General features: G+C 32.2%; 18 protein-coding genes. 16 read left to right on the top strand and 2 right to left on the bottom strand.

The annotated features are described in order from the left end of the window. Positions 1–37 precede the first annotated feature (37 nt). The gene (locus tag AC6FXG_RS02030; protein ID WP_500571350.1) at positions 38–451 is read left to right on the top strand and encodes a hypothetical protein; all 414 of its coding nucleotides are present in this window, start codon (positions 38–40) and stop codon (positions 449–451) included. Between the two features lie 18 nt (positions 452–469). Here the strand turns inward: AC6FXG_RS02030 and AC6FXG_RS02025 are convergent, their stop codons facing one another. Together AC6FXG_RS02025 and AC6FXG_RS02020 are read right to left on the bottom strand one after the other, a co-directional pair. Beyond that, on the bottom strand, positions 470–724 hold the full coding sequence (locus AC6FXG_RS02025; protein WP_500571349.1) for a GIY-YIG nuclease family protein: 255 nt from the start codon (positions 722–724) through the stop codon (positions 470–472). Beyond that, positions 717–1,154, bottom strand: a complete 438-nt coding sequence (locus AC6FXG_RS02020; RefSeq protein ID WP_500571348.1) for a regulatory protein RecX — start codon at positions 1,152–1,154, stop codon at positions 717–719. The genes AC6FXG_RS02025 and AC6FXG_RS02020 overlap by 8 nt, the downstream gene beginning before the upstream one ends. A 26-nt stretch (positions 1,155–1,180) precedes the next feature. Between AC6FXG_RS02020 and AC6FXG_RS02015 the strand changes: the two genes are divergently transcribed. From AC6FXG_RS02015 to secF, 15 genes are all read left to right on the top strand, one after another. After that, on the top strand, positions 1,181–1,594 hold the full coding sequence (locus AC6FXG_RS02015) for an FHA domain-containing protein (RefSeq protein WP_075573585.1): 414 nt from the start codon (positions 1,181–1,183) through the stop codon (positions 1,592–1,594). Further along, positions 1,591–2,787: an FtsW/RodA/SpoVE family cell cycle protein gene (locus AC6FXG_RS02010; protein WP_500571347.1), complete on the top strand. Its 1,197-nt coding sequence runs from the start codon at positions 1,591–1,593 to the stop codon at positions 2,785–2,787. The genes AC6FXG_RS02015 and AC6FXG_RS02010 overlap by 4 nt, the downstream gene beginning before the upstream one ends. Then, on the top strand, positions 2,780–4,129 hold the full coding sequence (locus AC6FXG_RS02005; RefSeq protein ID WP_500571346.1) for a penicillin-binding transpeptidase domain-containing protein: 1,350 nt from the start codon (positions 2,780–2,782) through the stop codon (positions 4,127–4,129). Before AC6FXG_RS02010 ends, AC6FXG_RS02005 begins: the two co-directional genes overlap by 8 nt. 10 nt (positions 4,130–4,139) lie before the next feature. Beyond that, a complete protein-coding gene (locus AC6FXG_RS02000) occupies positions 4,140–4,760 on the top strand; it encodes a CBS domain-containing protein (protein ID WP_075573588.1) in 621 nt (206 codons plus the stop codon). 73 nt (positions 4,761–4,833) lie between these two features. Next, positions 4,834–5,328, top strand: coding sequence for a crossover junction endodeoxyribonuclease RuvC (gene ruvC, locus AC6FXG_RS01995; RefSeq protein WP_075573589.1), 495 nt, complete (start codon positions 4,834–4,836; stop codon positions 5,326–5,328). Between the two features lie 2 nt (positions 5,329–5,330). Beyond that, entirely contained in the window at positions 5,331–5,900 is a 570-nt protein-coding gene (gene ruvA / locus AC6FXG_RS01990; RefSeq protein WP_075573590.1) for a Holliday junction branch migration protein RuvA, read from the top strand. A gap of 11 nt (positions 5,901–5,911) precedes the next feature. Beyond that, positions 5,912–6,916, top strand: a complete 1,005-nt coding sequence (gene ruvB / locus AC6FXG_RS01985) for a Holliday junction branch migration DNA helicase RuvB (RefSeq protein ID WP_075573591.1) — start codon at positions 5,912–5,914, stop codon at positions 6,914–6,916. After that, positions 6,913–8,148, top strand: coding sequence for a SpoIID/LytB domain-containing protein (locus tag AC6FXG_RS01980; RefSeq protein ID WP_500571345.1), 1,236 nt, complete (start codon positions 6,913–6,915; stop codon positions 8,146–8,148). The genes ruvB and AC6FXG_RS01980 overlap by 4 nt, the downstream gene beginning before the upstream one ends. Next, the gene (queA, locus tag AC6FXG_RS01975) at positions 8,144–9,163 is read left to right on the top strand and encodes a tRNA preQ1(34) S-adenosylmethionine ribosyltransferase-isomerase QueA (protein WP_500571507.1); all 1,020 of its coding nucleotides are present in this window, start codon (positions 8,144–8,146) and stop codon (positions 9,161–9,163) included. The genes AC6FXG_RS01980 and queA overlap by 5 nt, the downstream gene beginning before the upstream one ends. Before the next feature lie 9 nt (positions 9,164–9,172). Beyond that, positions 9,173–10,291 carry a tRNA guanosine(34) transglycosylase Tgt gene (gene tgt, locus AC6FXG_RS01970; RefSeq protein WP_500571344.1) on the top strand — a complete coding sequence of 373 codons (1,119 nt, stop codon included), beginning with the start codon at positions 9,173–9,175 and terminating at the stop codon, positions 10,289–10,291. Between the two features lie 53 nt (positions 10,292–10,344). Continuing rightward, positions 10,345–10,698, top strand: coding sequence for a preprotein translocase subunit YajC (gene yajC / locus AC6FXG_RS01965; RefSeq protein WP_075573595.1), 354 nt, complete (start codon positions 10,345–10,347; stop codon positions 10,696–10,698). Positions 10,699–10,707: 9 nt separating this feature from the next. Further along, a complete protein-coding gene (scfA, locus tag AC6FXG_RS01960) occupies positions 10,708–10,857 on the top strand; it encodes a six-cysteine ranthipeptide SCIFF (RefSeq protein ID WP_075573596.1) in 150 nt (49 codons plus the stop codon). 31 nt (positions 10,858–10,888) lie between these two features. Then, positions 10,889–12,241, top strand: coding sequence for a thioether cross-link-forming SCIFF peptide maturase (gene scfB, locus AC6FXG_RS01955; RefSeq protein ID WP_500571343.1), 1,353 nt, complete (start codon positions 10,889–10,891; stop codon positions 12,239–12,241). Positions 12,242–12,250: 9 nt separating this feature from the next. After that, the gene (gene secD, locus AC6FXG_RS01950) at positions 12,251–13,519 is read left to right on the top strand and encodes a protein translocase subunit SecD (protein WP_075573597.1); all 1,269 of its coding nucleotides are present in this window, start codon (positions 12,251–12,253) and stop codon (positions 13,517–13,519) included. A 10-nt stretch (positions 13,520–13,529) separates the two neighbouring features. Next, entirely contained in the window at positions 13,530–14,390 is an 861-nt protein-coding gene (secF, locus tag AC6FXG_RS01945; RefSeq protein WP_075573598.1) for a protein translocase subunit SecF, read from the top strand. Positions 14,391–14,463: the final 73 nt, after the last annotated feature.

Below are 14,463 nucleotides of genomic sequence, written 5' to 3'. Positions count from 1 at the left end.
TTTGCACTTTTAGTTTATACTGGAGGTGGAGAGATTTATGGATCAAATTTTAAAAATTTTAAAAGAATTAATACCATACACTTCGAATGTTAGTTCAAAGTTATATTATTTTTTACTTGCAGCAATTTTTGTTATGGTTCTTCATATACTGTTTCCAAGACGAAGGATAATAAAATTTATCCCTGGTATTATTTTGGTTTTATATGCATTAAAGCTACTTATACTAAATGGAGAGAGCAGTATAATAAGGACCAATGTAAATGATTTAGAAACAGCAATCATATGTGGAAGCGTTGGTCTTGTTTCAATCATTTATGCAAGTATGGTAGGCATTATGTATGGAAAAAACAAAAAAAGAAATAAAAAGGCTCGAGGCAAAAAGCCAATTCCTAAAAATAGAAAGACAGACGAAGGAGAAAAACTCGAAAGCGTACCTGTAGATAAAAATTAGCAATAAAAAAACCGATACCTAAGTTTCGGAATTTTTAATAAGCTCATATTTTTGTTTATGGGTAAGCTTTTTTATTTGTGCTTCTCTTTTTAATGCGGTAGATTTAGAGTGATCATTTTCATGGTAAACCATTTTAACAGGAAGTCTCGCTCTGGTACACTTACTTGCAGTACCTTTATTATGCTGGTCTAATCTTCTTTGAAGGTTGTTAGTGATTCCACAATAATAACTCCCGTCATTGCATTCTAATATATAGACATAATAATTATTCATAAGAGTTAAGCACCTCTGATATTTCGCTGTAATTATAACCCTTATTTAACAAATGTCTAATTATTTTATTTTTATCTTTTTGATTACTTAGATCTAAGCTATTTGCCTTTTTTTCAAATTGCTGATAAAGATTATTCATTATATCTTTCTCATTATCCATTAGGGCATTGTTGATATATTCCTCGGGGATTCCTTTTTCTTTTAATTTTAGTTTTATTTTAATCGGGCCCCACTTATTAATTAAAACATGGTCATTTACATATGCGTAAGCATAATCGTAGTCATCAATATATTTTAGTTCTTTAGCATAGGCTATTGCATCTTCTATTTCATTGGTCTTATAATCCATTTCATAGAGATAATTTCTTACTTCTTTTTCAGTGCGACTAAACTTTAAATAATTTAGGCACTCTTCCATACAAGTTCTCATTTAACACCTCATTTTTAGGAGCAAATATGAATTTCGATTTATTTTCTATTATATCCACAATTTTTAAATATTTATTTATTCTTGTTGTGTATTATTTTATTATCAATATCCTTAAAGATATTTTAACCTATTTTACAAAAGAAAGCAAAAATAGGATTACTATTATTAGAATAATTGAAGGAAGCCAAATTGTTGATGTCCCTATTATTAATAATTTTACACTTGGTAGGGGTGTTGATAATGACTATACAACAAAAGATTTAGCAGTATCCAAGAGACATTTTCAAATTATAGATAATGGAGAAGATTTTTTCATTGTCGATCAAAAAAGCTCAAATGGAACTTTTATTAATGGCAAAAAAATTAAGAGAGCTGTTATAAAAAAAGGTGACATAATAAGCATTGGTGGAGCAGGTATTAGAATAGAGGTAATGAAATGAGGAAGACTTTTTCTAGCTATTACTATGTTTTTTTATTTCAAGTCCTGGCAATCATTGTTTTAGCCTTTTATCCAATTCATAATTTTTCAAGCAAATATATTTTCTATCCAGTTGTTATTTTGGCGGTTGGGCTTGTAAATGTATTTTTAAATTCTCGGATGCTTGGCTTTGGTAGGCACTATGCCATTGTTTCTATGATTTTTTCTATAGGTGTAATAGAAATCTTTAGACTCAGTCCAGAATACGGCTTCAAGCAAATGTTTTGGTTTTGTATTGGATCAATCTTAATGTATATATCATATATAGCAGTTAAAAATTTAAAATTTTTAAATAAGCTATACTTATATTACATTGGAGGCATATTTTTTCTCTTTGCAATCACCTTGACTTTTGGTGTAGTGGACCACGGGGCAAAAAATTGGGTGAGAATATTTGGCCACCTTTTTCAACCGATGGAAATTATAAAGATACTTTATATTTTTCAGCTAGCTTCATCTCCTAGCGAAAAGATTTTTGGGGTAACTTATAATTTAGTAAATATAATTTTAACTCTTACCTATATGGGACTGCTTGTTATACAAAAAGACCTTGGGTCAGCCTTAATACTTTTTGCCTTGCTTCTGGCTTACTTATTGATGTTTGTAAAAGATAAAAGATATTTTATATTTACTCTTGTTTTGTTTGTTCTTGCAGGCTATGTTGGCTATTTAATTTTACCTCACGTTAGGATTAGATTTTATACATGGATGCACCCATTCAAACAATATAAATCTACAAGCTATCAAGTAGTAACTGCTATTACTTCAATGGCTAATGGGGGATTTTTAGGCACAGGTTTGGGACTTGGAATTCCAAATATTATTCCTGTAAACTTAAGCGATATGATTATAGCTTGTATAATTGAAGAAATGGGATTACTTATTGGTATTGCAATTATCTTATTGTATTTAATTCTTTCTATTGATGGATTATCATTATCAATGAATGTTAATAATGACTTTTACAAAAAAATATCAGCCTTGATAGCATCTTTTTATATGATGCAATTCTTGGTTATTTTATTAGGGACACTTAATATCATTCCTTTAACAGGTATTACAGCACCATTTTTATCTTACGGTGGCAGCTCCATGCTTAGTTCATTTATAATGCTTGGATCAATGCAAGCTAGCTTGAGGTCGTACAATGGATAAAAGAATTAGATTTTTTATTTTGGTATTTATTATCGTATCTATATTTTCAATATTCGTTCTTACACTCCTAGGAACTGCTGGACAAAAATACTTGGTCGGCTCTAAATATGACAGTAGGGCACATAGGAGCATGGTAAGTGTAAAAAGAGGAAATATATATGATAGAAACGATAAGCTTATAAACTATTCTGTATATGATGGCGAAAAATATATTAGACAATATAATTATCCAAGTCTTTATTCTCATTTGATTGGATACGTAGATTATAAATATGGGGCAAGTGGATTAGAAAGTCTTTATAATGGGACATTACAAGGTTCATCCCAGGTAAGCGAGTGGACTAAGCTTTTAAATAAGATTAATAATTTTAAATCGGGTGAGAATCTTAAATTAACTGTTGATCATGATTTGCAAAAAAAATCAATGCAGTTAATGGGAAATTATAAAGGCGCAGTAATTATTACAGACCCAAGAAACGGGGATGTTTTAACTTATTATTCAAACGGTAAATTTGATGAAAGAAAACTCGAACAAGCAATTAGCTCAGAAGAAAGCGTTATGCTTGATAGAGTATCTGATGGTAAGTACAGCCCAGGGTCAGTTTATAAAATAATAAGTGCAGTAAACATTTTAAATAATACAGATAATTTAGATTACGATGATAAAGGCAGCATAGATATTGGAGAGGGATCAGTTTCAAACTACGGGAAAATGGTTTACGGTAAGACAGACTTGCATAAGGCTTTAGTAAATTCTCTAAACACATATTTTGCAGAAAAAGGTTCTCCATATACTGACTCACTAATAGAATTAACTGAAAATATAAATAATACTATTCAAAAAGCTACTGGAGGAAAATATGCTTTTTCAATCAGAAAAGGAGATAATGAATTTAAAAATGCAATCTTACAGATAGGTCAGGGCGAATTAACGGCTTCTCCAATGGCAATAAATTTAACGACTCAAGCAATTTATAATGGCGGATATTTTTACTCTCCAAGATATGTTGATTATATTATTACAAATGATTTTAAATTTTCTAGAAAGCAAAAGGCAAAAAAATATAATCTTCCGATAGAAAAATGGCAAGCTGATTATATAAAAGATGCGATGTTTGATGTTGTAAAGATTGGCACAGCCTCTGGCTATGGTATCGGAGAAAATTGTGGCGGTAAAACAGGAACGGCACAATTACCGGGGAAAAAATATAATTATTGGTTTACGGGATTTGTTTCAGGAGAAAAACCAATGATTATTACAATAGTAGTTGAGAATATTGATGAAATGGGGTATAATATACCTGTAAGCATTTTTAAATCATTGCTTGAACAAAACAAATAGGAGGTATATTATGTACGTAAAGAATCACATTCTTGAAAAAAGTCAGCTGACTCTCATTAATGCAGAAGATAGCATTAAAACTGCTATGGAAAAATTGGATGAACAAAACTTCATGAGTCTACCTGTTGTTGAAGGAGACAAATTTGTAGGTTACTTGATGAGGGCTGATATATTTGAAGCATACTACAATAAGGACCTATCAAAAGACGAATTCTTAAACTTAAAAACCAGGGAATTTATGAAGACTGATATCAATAGTCTGGATCCAGATGATGGAATTGATAAGGCATCATATGCTATTGAAAAATTAAACATTCCATTTTTACCTGTTATTAATGTTGACGGTAAGTTCTTAGGAATTTTAACCCACGCAGCAATATTTAAAGCTTTCTCAGATTTATTCAATCTTGGAAAAGGCAAACAAATGATTGTCTACATTTTCAATATACCAGGACAATTATCTCGTTTATTGAATGTATTTAGAAGAGAAGATGTAAACGTTGCAAGCATGGTTGTAATGGATGCAAAAGTAATGGGCATCTTAAAAGTTTTAGTTAGAGTTGAAGCCGATAATATCCAAGATATCAGCGAAAAAGTTGAAAAAGAAGGATTTAAAATAGGCGCTCTATAGAATATCAAGGGCTTTAAGCCCTTTTTTTATTGTAATTTTTTTCTCTATCTGTTATAATTAATCAGAGGATATTATGAGAATTTTAGGATTAGACCCTGGTCTTGCAATTCTTGGATTCGGAATTATAGATGAAGAAGGTAATAAATTAAAATTAGTTGACTATGGCATCATAAATTCAGAACCAGATATTACTTTTCCAGAACGTTTAAAATTATTATATGATGATTTAGATTTTTTAATTAATAGATATAAACCAGATATTGTTGCAGTTGAGGAATTGTTTTATAACAGAAATGCCACAACTGCTATTAAAGTTGCCCAAGCTAGAGGTATTCAAGTTTTATGTTGTCAGCAACATGACTTACCCTTATATGAATTTACACCTTTGCAAGTTAAGCAGACAATAACTGGATACGGAAGAGCTGATAAAAAGCAAGTGCAATTAATGGTTAAAAATTTACTTAATATGGATCATATGCCACAACCAGATGATGCTGCAGATGCTATAGCAATTGCAATTTGTTTATCATTTGCTGGTAGATTCAAAGATCAATACAGGATGGAGTAGATATGTACGAATATTTTGAAGGAAAGATAGTTAAAGTTGATTCTGAAAATATAGTTATAGATATAAATGGAATAGGTTACAAGTTAGAAGCTCCTGCTTCTTTGAGAGACCATGTATCTGTGGGTAGCGAGAGGATGATTTTTGCCGAACAGATAGTATCTGAAAATAGGATAGCTATTTTTGGTTTTTATAATGAAGATCAAAAATGGATTTTTAATTTGCTAAGGTCAGTTTCTAAGGTTGGTCCTAAAACAGCCTTGGGCATAGTTGGAGCCTTAAACACAGATGAAATTGTTAATGCAATAAATATAGGTGATGATAAATTACTTGCAACTTGTCCTGGAATAGGGGCAAAAACTGCTGCTCGAATTATTATTGAACTAAAAGATAAGGTAAAATCATTTATCGTTTCTAGCGATGAGCTCTCAGATAATCCTGACTTTGATCTAATTGATGCTCTAGAAGGTCTAGGATATTCAAGATATGAAATAACAAAACATATTGCAAAACTAGATCTAAAAGGTTTAGAACTTGATGAAATGATTAAAGTATTTTTAAAGACGATTAATTAAAGGATGATATTATGAGTGATAGAATTGTTTCCAGCAATTTACAATCTAATGAAGATGTGTTTGATAATAGTCTAAGGCCTAGGTGGCTTGAAGACTATATTGGTCAGCATAAAGTTAAAAGCAAATTAAATATATTTATTGACTCTGCAAAGATCAGGAAGGATACCCTAGATCACGTGTTGTTGTATGGGCCACCAGGACTTGGTAAAACAACTCTTGCAACAATTATTGCAAATGAGATGGGTGTAAATTTAAAAGTTACAAGTGGCCCTGCAATTGAAAGACCCGGAGATCTTGCAAGTTTAATGACAAATCTTAATACAGGTGATGTGCTATTTATTGACGAAATTCACAGGCTTTCAAGGTCTGTAGAAGAAATTTTATATCCTGCCATGGAAGATTTTTGTCTTGATATGATTGTAGGTAAAGGACCGACTGCAAGAAGTTTGAGGCTTGACATTGAACCCTTCACTTTAATTGGCGCTACAACAAGGGCAGGTCTACTCAGCTCACCTTTTAGAGACAGATTTGGTGTGCAGCTGAATTTAGACTTGTATGATGTGGAAAGTTTAAAAGATATAGTTATTAGATCAGCTAAAATTTTAAATGTTAAAATTGAAGACGATGGTGCTTATGAAATAGCTAGAAGAAGTAGGGGGACACCAAGAATTGCAAATAGGCTCTTAAAAAGAGTTAGGGACTATGCTATTGTAAAAGATGATGGGGTAATCTCCAAATCAAATGCTGATAAGGCTCTAAAAATGTTAGAAATTGATGGGTTAGGTTTAGATAAGACTGATAGAAAGATCTTACAAACATTACTTGTTACATTTGCTGGTAGACCTGTAGGACTTGATACATTAAGTGCAGCCACAGCGGAAGATCGTTCAACTATTGAGGATGTGTATGAACCATATTTATTACAAATTGGTTTTTTACTTAGAACACCTAGGGGAAGAATTGCTACTCGCCAGGCTGCAGAACACTTAAATATAGATTACAAGGGTGAATTATGAAAAAAATTATAATTTTGTTATTAATAACGATCTTTGTTTTTACTATAAGTACTAAGCAAATAAGTGCGGAGAATTTGATTGATGCTGGTGAGCTAAAGATTAAGATAGGCTCTTCTGAAAATGGTTTCTCGCTTCAGACTAGTGAGGGCTTTCAATTGCTTGATGGATATACTGTTATAGAAACTGTATATGATAATAATATAAAAATTTATTATAATAATGGAATTTTTATAGAGTCAGGGTCAAGCAATTACGGACCTTATATGGATATAAAGGTAAAAGCAAATGATAATAAAGTTATATATAACAATCATGAATACAATGGTTTATTTACCTTAGCTGAAAACGGAAAATCTTTAGTTAATATAATTGATATGGAGACTTATATATATTCGGTTGTAGCCAATGAAGTCGGTGACTCTTTTGAAGTTGAGGCCATAAAAGCTCAAGCATTAGCAGCTAGGTCATATGCATTATATAACAGTAAAAAATTTATTGATAAAGGATATAACCTTACCTCTGATGCTATATCTCAAGTTTATAGAGGGAATAAAGGTGTAAGCCAAAAGATAAAAGATGCAGTTGATGAGACTAGGGGAGAAGTTATTGTTTATAATGATGAGATTATTGATGCCACATATGGATCTACCAGCGGAGGAGCAACTGCAGCCGCTGAAGATACGTGGGGTAAGGCATTCCCTTATTTGATTGCAAAAAGCGACCCTTATTCCTTAAATTCTCCTAGAGTAAATTGGACTTACAAGACGAATACTGGTCTAATAGACCAAAATTTATCAAAGGGGACCCATATGTCAAACTTTACATCTATTGTTTTTAATAAAAACGAATTGGGAAGGATTGTTTCTGTTGGTGTTGAATACGCTGGAGGTAAAGTTTCATTAAGAGCTGAAAGATTTAGAAGTCTAATGGGAGTATCAAATTTAAAATCCACCAAATTTGAAATAAATTCACCTGCTCTTATGGATGGTACTAATCAAAATGAAAGTCTTTATAAATCATGTCTATTGCAAGGATACGGAAGGGCAAGTGATTCTTTTACTTTATATAACAATGGTGGAAATAATGAAGTAGAGTTTGTTGGAATGGGAGTTGGTCATGGTGTTGGGATGAGCCAATATGGAGCCAATGAAATGGCCAAACAGAATTTTAATTACAGAGATATAGTAAGATTTTATTACGAAGGAGCAGAAGTTAAGAAAATATATGATTGATATTAATGATTACGATTTTTATTTACCTGAAGAATTAATCGCTCAGCATCCACTTGAACGCAGAGACGATTCAAAACTATTGTGCTATTATAAGGATCAAGATAAGATTATAGATAAAAAATTTTCAGATATTGCAGATTTAATTGATGAAGGTGATATTTTAGTTTTAAATAATTCACGTGTAATTCCTGCAAGGATCTATGGATCCAGAGAAAACAAAGATGAAAGTGTAGAGTTTTTGCTTCTACATGAAAAGGAAAAAGATATATGGGAATGTTTGGTAAAACCAGGGAAAAAAGCAAAGGTAGGCAGTAAATTTTACTTTGGTGATAAGCTTATGCTTGAAGTTTTAAGCTTTGACGAAGAGGGAATACGCACTGTTAAAATGCATTATAAAGGAGTTCTTTTAGAAATTTTAGAAGAAATTGGTACTATGCCACTACCACCATATATTCATGAAAAACTAAAAGACCAAGAAAGATATCAAACAGTTTATTCAAAAATTCCGGGATCTGCTGCAGCCCCAACGGCTGGTCTTCATTTTACAAATGAATTACTTGAGAAGATTAAATATAAAGGTATTGAGCTAGAATACATTACACTTAATGTTGGCTTGGGAACATTTAAACCAGTAACTGAGCAAGATGCATCTAAACATAAGATGCATTCAGAAGATTATTTTATCTCAGAAGAAGTTGCAGAAAAGATTAATAACGCTAAAGCTAATGGGAAAAAGATTGTTGCTGTTGGAACTACAACAGTAAGAACTTTGGAAAGTGCTGTCGAAAATGGAAAGTTAATTCCTGGTCATCATAGCACTGATATATATATTTATCCTGGTTATGAATTTAAAATGATTGATTCATTAATAACTAATTTTCATTTACCAAAATCAACTTTAATTATGCTAGTCTCGGCATTAATCGGAAGAGAAAAAACTCTTGATATATATAAATATGCTGTGGAAAATAGATATAGATTCTTCTCTTTTGGCGACGCTATGTTCATTAGGTAGGAGGTATAGATGACATTTGAATTTGAATTGTTAAAAACTGATACTAAATCAAAAGCAAGGAGAGGTATTTTGCACACTCCACACGGAGATATACCTACTCCAATTTTTATGCCTGTAGGTACTAGGGCAACAGTAAAAACATTAAGTTCAGAAGACCTGGTTAAGTTAAATGCAAAAATAATTTTATCCAATACCTATCATTTATTATTGCGTCCAGGAGATGAATTGATTGCAGAAGCTGGAGGCCTTCACAAATTTATGAATTGGAATGGTCCAATTTTAACAGATTCAGGTGGCTTCCAGGTTTTTAGCCTTACTGATAACAGAAAAATTACGGAGGAAGGTGTTTCATTCAGGAGCCATTTGGATGGAAGTGAAATATTTTTATCTCCAGAAAAGTCAATAAAAATTCAGGAGAATCTTGGTTCAGATATAATGATGGCTTTTGATGAATGCATTCCTTATCCTGCTGATAGAGATTATGTAGAACACTCAGTTGACAGAACTTTAAGATGGCTTAAAAGATGCATTGATGCAAAGAGCAATAACGAAAATCAAGCCTTGTTTGGTATAATTCAAGGCGGCATGTATGAGGATTTAAGGATCAAATCGGCAATAGAAACTACCAAGCATGATCTAAAAGGTTTTGCAATTGGTGGACTAAGTGTAGGGGAACCTATGGATTTGATGAATCAAATGATGGATGTAACAACTGATTATATGCCGGAAGATAAGCCGAGGTACTTAATGGGAGTTGGAACTCCGGATTATCTTTTTGAAGCTGTGGAAAGAGGAATTGACATGGCGGACTGCGTGCTTCCGACAAGAAATGCCAGAAATGGTGCAGCTTTTACAATTAATGGTAGAATTAATATGAAAAATGCTAAGTATAAAAATGATTTTGGCCCATTAGATCCAACTTGCACTTGCGAAACTTGTCAAAATTATTCTAGAGCTTATATCAGACACCTAATGGTTTCCGGAGAAATTCTGGGCGCAAGACTTTTGAGCTATCACAATATACACTTTTTAATAAATCTTATGGAAAATATTAGGAAGTCAATTGAAGAGGATAGATTTTTAGAATACAAAGAAGAATTTTATAAGTCATACGGTTATCTAAAATAATCATTGCAATTATATAAAATATATTGTATAATTACTGTAAGTGAGGTGAATATATGTTTAATTTAGAGTATTTACTTAAGAACTCTTTATTGGAAGCTGCCGCTCCAGCTGCAAATCCTTTGATGAGTTTACTACCAATGGTTCTAGTACTTGTATTTTTCTATTTCTTTATCATTAAACCTCAAAAGAAGCGTGAAAAAGAAATCTCAAATATGAGAAGTGAACTAAAAGCAGGAGATCACATTATAACAATCGGTGGTATCCTTGGTAAAATTGTTAAGGTTAAAGAAGATATCATTTTGATTGAAGTTGCAGATGGTACTGTTGTAGAAATTTTAAAATCAGCAGTAGGCACTGTAGCTGATAAAAAAGATGCAAAAAATGCTGATATCGAAGGACAAATATAGGAGGTTAAAATGAAATTTGTTAAAACACTTTCAAAGAAAAATTTAAAACACACATATTGCAAAGGTGGTTGTGGTGAATGTCAAACATCATGTCAATCAGCCTGCAAAACAAGCTGCACTGTTGGAAACCAAAAGTGTGAAAATCCAAATTTAAAATAGGAGTGGAACTCTCCACTCTATTTTTTTGATGATGGATAAGTTAAATAAAATCCACAAGTTTTATCTAAACAATGCTTACATTGTTCTAGATATTAATTCAGGTGCAGTTCATGTTGTGGATAAAATTATTTATGATATAGTTGATATATTTGATGAATACTCAGTAGAAGAATTATCTAAGAAGTTCAATTATAGTGAAGATGAAATTAATACAGCAATTTCTGAGATCAATACGCTGATTGATGAAGAAATGCTTTTTACAGATCCAATTGAAGTGGATCTGATTCCTTTTAAGAATCAAAATGTGGTTAAAGCCCTTTGCTTACACTTAGCTCATGATTGTAACTTAAAGTGTGAATATTGCTTTGCTGCTCAAGGAAATTTTAAAGGTGAGAGTTGCTTGATGCCACTAGAAGTTGGTAAGCAAGCTTTATTGTTTCTATGCCAAAACTCAGGTAATAGACAAAATCTTGAGGTAGACTTTTTTGGCGGCGAACCTCTCATGAACTACGATGTATTAGTAGAACTTGTCAAGTACGGCAGAGAGCTTGAAAAAGAATATAATAAAAAATTCAGATTCACATGCACTACTAACGGGGTTCTTCTCACGGATGATAAGATTGATTTTTTAAATCGTGAGATGAGTAACATTGTATTAAGCCTTGATGGTAGAAAGTCTGTAAATGATAAAATGAGAAAGACTTTAACCGATAAAGGATCTTATGATATTATTGTTCCTAAATTCAAAAAACTTGTTGAGCAAAGAGGCGATAAGGACTATTATATTAGAGGAACTTTCACTAATCAAAACTTAGATTTTTCTAATGATATACGTGATTTCTATGAACAGGGCTTCAAAAAAGTTTCTGTAGAACCAGTTGTTACAGACCCTAATGAATATTATGCTATTAGGGAAGAACACCTGGATGAAATCTTAAAAGAATATGAGAAATTTTCAAAAGAATATATTGATATATTAAAGACAGATGATAAGTTTATGTTTTTTCACTTTATGATTGACTTAAACCAAGGTCCATGTATTATTAAGCGGGCTTCAGGTTGTGGAGCAGGTCATGAATATATGGCCGTAACTCCAACTGGCGATTTATATCCTTGCCATCAGTTTGTTAGCGAGAAGGAATTTAAGCTAGGAGACGTATATAATGGCGTAGAAAATACTAAACTTAGAGATGAATTCAAATGCACAAATGTATTTACTAAAGATGAGTGCAAGGATTGTTGGGCAAGGTTTTATTGTAGTGGCGGCTGCCATGCTAATTCTTGGTTTGAAAGCCATGACATTAATAAGACTTATAAAATTGGATGCGAGATGGAAAGAAAGCGCATTGAATGTGCTATATCTGTACTTGCAAATCAGGATTAGGGAGGGATTATGAATAAAAAATCCATTATATCCTTTATTATCATCGTAGCGATTGTTTTAGGTATTGCTTGCGTGGGTCTTTTTGGCCTAAAGGTTGGTAATAAAGAATTTGTAAAAGCGAAGGATGCTATATCACTCGGATTAGACCTTCAAGGTGGGGTTTATGTTCTACTTGAAGCACAAACTGATGCTACAGGTAATGAACTAACCAGAATTATGGAGCAGTCAAAGGCTGTTATTCAACAAAGAGTAGACGGTCTTGGACTTAGTGAACCTAATATTGCTATTGAAGGTGGCAATAGAATAAGGGTTGAATTAGCAGGAGTTAAAGATGCTGAAGAAGCTATGGAGCTTATTGGCAAGACTGCACAATTAGCTTTTGTAGATCCAGACGGCAAGACTGTTCTTACAGGTAAAAATGTTGTTGAATCTATGGTTCAATATACAGATGATCCTGTTAAGGGACAAGTACCAGTTGTTAGCTTGGAATTTGATAAAGAAGGTTCAGATTTATTTTATGAGGCAACTCAAAGACTTGCCGCAGAAACAGAGCCACAAAAGAAACTACTCTTTATTGTTTTAGATAATGAAGTTATTTCATCACCTATAGTTCAAACTCCAATTAGTGGTGGCAAAGCTCAAATTAGTGGTGAAAATATGTCTATTGATGAAGCTGCTAAATTAGCAACACTTATCAAGGCTGGGGCACTTCCTGTACCACTTGAAGAATTAACAAGCTCAGTTATAGGACCTACATTAGGTCTGGATGCTTATGAAAAATCAATTTTAGCAATTTGCATTTCATTGATTGCAATCATGATTATTATGTTGATTTTATATAAGGCTTTATCAATCCCAGCTATAATTGGTTTAACTGTATACACAGAAATACTTGTTATTTTCTATCTATTATTAGATGTTAAACTAACCTTACCAGGCATTGCAGGTTTGATTTTATCTATCGGTATGGCAGTTGATACAAACGTTGTTATTTTCGAAAGAATCAGAGAAGAATTGAAGATTGGTAAAACACCTGAAGCTGCAATAAACGCAGGTCATCATAGGGCTTTATCATCTGTTATTGACTCAAACGTAACTACATTTATAGCAGGACTTGTTCTTTATAAATTTGGTGTAGCATCAATCAAAGGCTTTGGTATTACATTAATGCTAGGTATTGTAGCATCAATGGTTACGGGAGTTCTATTGTCAAGATTGATTCTAAAGTTAATGACTGGATTCATTAAGACAAAGAATCCAAAGGTATGGGGAGCATAGGAGGTTTATTATGGATTTTATTAAAAACAGAAAAATATTTTATGTTATCTCAGCTCTATTTATATTAACAGGAATCGTCTTCTATTTTATAAATGGATTCAACTATGGTATTGACTTTACAGGTGGTACTGTATTTGAAATACATGCTGACAGTCAATTGGATTCAGATGAGCTGATGTCAATTTTTAAACCACTTGATAATACCTCATCAGTAGTATATTCAGGTGAACAGAAGCAAACTGCAATTGTAAAAAGCACAAAAGATTTTAATTCAAAAGAAGTTGCAGATATAAAAAATCAACTAAAAGAAAAGTTTGGTATTGAAAAAGAAAAAATTTCCAACGATACTACAGGCGCAACTATGGGACGTGAAACCAGACAAAAAGCACTAACATCAATTTTAATTGCTGGTGCTTTGATGTTAGTTTATATCACAATTAGATTTGAATTTAAGTTTGGACTTGCTTCAGTATGTGCTTTGTTGCATGACGTTTTGGTAACTCTTGCTTGTTATTCAATCTTCCAACTACCATTTAACTCGAGCTTAATTGCTGCTATTTTAACAATAGTTGGTTATTCTATCAATGCTACAATTATCATATTTGATAGAATTAGAGAAGAAAAGAAGTTTATGAATGGCCGTACAATTGAACAAGTTATCAATGAATCTATTAATAAGACTTTAAGACGTACTATTATTACAACCGTTACAACAGTTCTAGCTGTAGTTACTTTGTATTATGTAGGTGTTGAAGCTGTTAAGATCCTAGCATTACCATTATTGATTGGTTTGCTTGCAGGTTCTTATTCATCATTGTTCTTAGCATCTAGTTTCTGGTACGACTTTAGCAAGAAAAGCTTTAAAAAGTAGACTAAAAATTAAAAAAGTGTTACAATAAGGGTGAGCCTATGCTCATCCTTATTTTATTTTTATTTTTATAATT

Source organism: Ezakiella massiliensis (genome assembly GCF_059862345.1).
The sequence above is the reverse complement of the archived record's forward strand: the minus strand, read 5'-3'. Positions and strand labels throughout refer to the sequence as shown.